The following is a 3,819-nucleotide window of genomic DNA, read 5'->3' as shown; positions in this document are numbered from 1 at the left end:
GAGACGTTCCGAACGTCCTGGCGGCCGCGGGAGGGGAACGACATCAAGTGACCAGCAACTCCGACTTCGCCAGAAGGCGAGCGCTGCGCGCCACGCTCGGGCGCCGGCGCGGCCGGGGCCACCGGGGACTTCGCCGACAGGATGCCGACCACCTCGCCGACTCCGGCCGCCGCGCGCCCGATCCGGACCCCGGAGGCGGAGCCGCGCACGGCCACCGGTTCCCGCGCCGGCTCCCACAGAGGTTCCGGCCGGGGCGCCGGACGAGGGTCCTGGCGGTACTCCGGGTGATATTCCCGGCGGGGTTCCGCTTGTGCCTCCGGCAGCGGCTCCGGAAGTGCCTCCGGGCGGCTCCGGCCGAGGGAGACCCCGCCCGGGCGGGCGGCCGCGTGCCCGTGCTCGGATTCCGCGTGCCCCCAGGAAATCAGCTGGTCACGGGGGCCTCCGAAGCCCGCCTGGTGCAGCGGGTCGGCCTGCCACATCACCGGCTCCGGCTCCGGCGTCCGCACCCGTGCTGGTTCCGGTACGGATTCCGGTACCGGTTCCGGTTCGCGGCAGGCGGCGGTCAGGGAGGTCTCGTCGAGGAAGACCGGGCCGGTCTCCTCGGCGGGCGCGGGGCGGCTCGTACCGGGGACCCAGGACCCGCCGTTCCAGTACCGGACGTACCCGGGGATGGACGGGTCGGGGTAGTACCCCTCGCGGGCCGCGTGCCCGCCGACTCCAGGGGAGGCCGTCAATGTCCCCAACTCCGTTCGTGGCGTGAGGCTTGTGCAGGGGAGGACCATAGCCAAGAACCACCGCCCCACAGGGCCGGTAACGGGAGAGTGCAGCCCTTCGGGCGAACCTCGCCGCATGCGCCGCTTTTCGGTCACCCGACAGAAACCGGCCAACCTTCGCGCCGTTCGGGAAAGTCGCGTCATACCCGGGCGCCGCGGCGCTCTCTCCGGGTGCGGGGCCAGTAACCGGCGCCGCGCGAGGCGAAGAGAACCGAAGCGAGGCACCCATGCACTACCCCGTCATCGAGCGCGAGCTGGAACTGCGACTGGTCCTGTCCCCCGAGCGCAGCATCTGCGTCCCCGCCAAGCTGACCTACCGCGCGGCCGACCCGTACGCCGTCCACATCACCTTCCACACCGGCACCAGCGCCCCGGTCAACTGGACCTTCGCCCGCGAACTGCTCGTGGAGGGCGTCTTCCGCCCCTGCGGCCACGGCGACGTCCGGGTCTGGCCCACCAAGGTCGACGGGCGCAGCGTGCTGTGCATGGCGCTCAGTTCACCCGACGGGGACGCCCTGCTGGAGGCTCCGGCCGGGTCGGTGTCGGCCTGGCTGGAGCGCACCCTGCGCATGGTGCCGCCCGGTACCGAGGCCGAACGCCTGGGCCTGGACGACGCGCTGGCGGCGCTGCTGGCCCCGACTCCGGCCGACGACCTGTGGCTGCGCGACCCGTGGCCCTCGGACGAGTCCTCCGACGGCGGCGACCTGTGAGCGCGGCCCCCCGCCCGCCCGCGCCCGTCCGGGGCTCAGAACAGCTTGCCGGGGTTGAGCAGGCCCAGCGGGTCGAAGGCGTGCTTGACCGCGCGCTGCGTCTCGATCCCGACCGGCCCCAGCTCGCGGGCCAGCCATTCCTTCTTGAGCACTCCGACCCCGTGTTCGCCGGTGATCGTGCCGCCCAGCGCGAGGCCGAGCGCCATGATCGCGTCGAAGGACTCGCGGGCGCGCGCCGTCTCGTCGGCGTCCGCGGGGTCGAAGCAGACCACCGGGTGGGTGTTGCCGTCCCCGGCGTGCGCGCACACCCCGATGGTCAGGGCGTACTTGCGGGCGATCTCGCTCGTTCCGTCCAGCATCTCGGCCAGCCGGGACCGCGGCACGCACACGTCGTCGATCATCGTGGCGGGGCGCAGCGCGTCGAGCGCGGTCAGGGCCGTCCTGCGGGCCTGGAGGAGCAGTTCGGACTCGGCCTCGTCGTCGGCGGGCACGACGGCGCTCGCCCCGGCGGCCGTGCACAGCGCGGCGACGGCCGCGAGGTCGGCGGGGGCGTCGGGCGTGTCGAAGGCGGCGAGGAGCAGGGCCTCGGTGCTCTCGGGCAGGCCCATCCGGCCGAGCGCGTTGACGGCGCGCACGGTCGTACGGTCCATCAGTTCCAGCAGCGAGGGCGTCAGCCCGGCTTCCATGACGGCGCAGACGGCCGCGCAGGCCGCGGCGGCGGAGGGGAACTCGGCGGCGAGCGCGAGCTGTCGCGGCGGCGCGGGGCGCAGCGCGAGCACGGCCTGGACGACGATGCCCAGGGTGCCCTCGGAGCCGACGAAGAGCCGGGTCAGGTCGTAGCCGGCGACGCCCTTGGCCGTACGCCGTCCCGTGCGCAGCAGCCGTCCGTCGGCCAGGACCACGTCGAGCCCGAGCACGTACTCGGCGGTGACCCCGTACTTGACGCAGCACAGGCCGCCCGAGGCGGTGCCGATGTTGCCGCCGATGGTGCACTGTTCCCAGCTGGAGGGGTCGGGCGGGTAGAAGAGGCCGTGTTCGGCGACGGCCCGGGACAGCACGGCGTTGACCACGCCCGGTTCCACGACCGCGGTCCGGTCGACGGTGCTGATCTCCAGGATCCGGTCCATGGCGGTCAGGGAGAGCACGATGCAGCCGTCGGAGGCGTTGGCCGCGCCCGACAGGCCCGTCCGGGCGCCCTGTGGGACGACGGGGATCCGTAGCGCGGTGGCGGTGCGCATGACGTGCTGCACCTGTTCGACCGTGCGGGGCAGCACCACGACGGCCGGGGTGCCGGCCGCGCAGAAGCCGGCCATGTCGGACGCGTAGGAGGGGGTCACCTGCGGGTCGGTGATCACGGCCGCGTTCGGCAGCCCTTCGTGGAGGCGCGCCAAGAGATCGTCCATGGGGCCAGCCTGGCACCCGCCGCCATCGGTGTGAACCCGGGCGCGACCCTCTTCGGACACCTCCGTCCGCTCTTCATATTGACGCACAGTGACCCCATGGACGAGGAATCGCGGCCCGCGCCGCCCGTGACCTTCACCGGCCGCAAGACGCTCGTGCCGGCCGCCGTCGCCGTGGTCCTGATCGTCGGGGCCCTGGTGATCCGGCCCGTCGAGCAGGGCGACGACGCCCGGCCGCCCGGGCCCAGTGAACGGGCCGCCTCCGCGGTCGGGATGGGCGCGCCCGCGGCGGCCGTGGACCTGAGCGCGCTGATCACCGACCGGGAGAAGTGGCTGGTCAAGCATGGCGACGACGACGGCTCGTGGGCGGTGCTGGGGGCGGCGTACCTGGAACAGGCGCGGCGCACCGGCGACACGGCCTGGTGCCCGAAGGCGGAGAAGGCGCTGAAGCGCTCGCTGGAGCTGCGGCCCGCGGAGAAGGGCAACTACGACGCGATGACGGGCATGGGCGCGCTGGCCAACGCCCGGCGGGACTACGGGACCGCGAAGAAGTGGGGCGAGCTGGTCCGGGCGCAGTCGCCCAAGCGGTGGACGGCGTACCCGGTGCTCGTGGACGCCTACGGCGGGCTGGGCGACTACAAGGCGGCCGAGAAGGCCATGAACGAGCTGCTGGAGCTGCGCCCGGGGCTGGCGGCGTTCACGCGGGCCGCGCAGGTGTACCGGGACCACGGCTGGCGCGAGGACGCGGCGGCGGCGATGGCGAACGCCTCGGGCGCGGCGAAGGCTCCGGTGGAGAAGGCGTACGTGCTGAACCGGATGGGCGAGCTGTCGTGGGAGCGCGGGGACGCCGGGGAGGCGCTGCGGATGTTCGAGGGCGCCCTGCGGACCGACCCCGCGCAGGCGGAGGCCCGGGGCGGGCGGGCGCGGGCGCTGGCC

The 3,819-nt window shown here is 74.1% G+C and carries 4 protein-coding genes; 2 read left to right on the top strand and 2 right to left on the bottom strand.

Going from position 1 to position 3,819, the window contains the following annotated elements; all coding sequences use genetic code 11:
• The coding region (locus tag ABT084_RS37725; protein WP_351054327.1) for a DUF2510 domain-containing protein at positions 1-734 on the bottom strand (734 nt) is incomplete at its 3' end.
• A gap of 266 nt (positions 735-1,000) precedes the next feature.
• Here ABT084_RS37725 and ABT084_RS37720 point away from each other — a divergent pair.
• Positions 1,001-1,483, top strand: coding sequence for an SsgA family sporulation/cell division regulator (locus ABT084_RS37720; RefSeq protein WP_351054324.1), 483 nt, complete (start codon positions 1,001-1,003; stop codon positions 1,481-1,483).
• Between the two features lie 35 nt (positions 1,484-1,518).
• On the opposite strand, the gene ABT084_RS37715 is transcribed toward ABT084_RS37720, so the two are convergent.
• The gene (locus tag ABT084_RS37715; RefSeq protein ID WP_351054322.1) at positions 1,519-2,886 is read right to left on the bottom strand and encodes an FAD-binding oxidoreductase; all 1,368 of its coding nucleotides are present in this window, start codon (positions 2,884-2,886) and stop codon (positions 1,519-1,521) included.
• A gap of 96 nt (positions 2,887-2,982) precedes the next feature.
• Here ABT084_RS37715 and ABT084_RS37710 point away from each other — a divergent pair.
• A partial coding sequence (locus ABT084_RS37710) for a tetratricopeptide repeat protein (protein ID WP_502969303.1) occupies positions 2,983-3,819 on the top strand: 837 nt, incomplete at its 3' end.

It is taken from the genome of Streptomyces sp. NPDC002138 (assembly GCF_040296485.1).
Taxonomy (GTDB): domain Bacteria; phylum Actinomycetota; class Actinomycetes; order Streptomycetales; family Streptomycetaceae; genus Streptomyces.
This window is presented reverse-complemented; position numbering and strand designations above follow the sequence as displayed.

Coding starts and splice junctions, on each gene's coding strand:
- ABT084_RS37715 (WP_351054322.1), bottom strand. CDS start 2,886: ATGGACGATCTCTTGGCGCGCCTCCACGAAGGGCTGCCGAACGCGGCC.
- ABT084_RS37720 (WP_351054324.1), top strand. CDS start 1,001: ATGCACTACCCCGTCATCGAGCGCGAGCTGGAACTGCGACTGGTCCTG.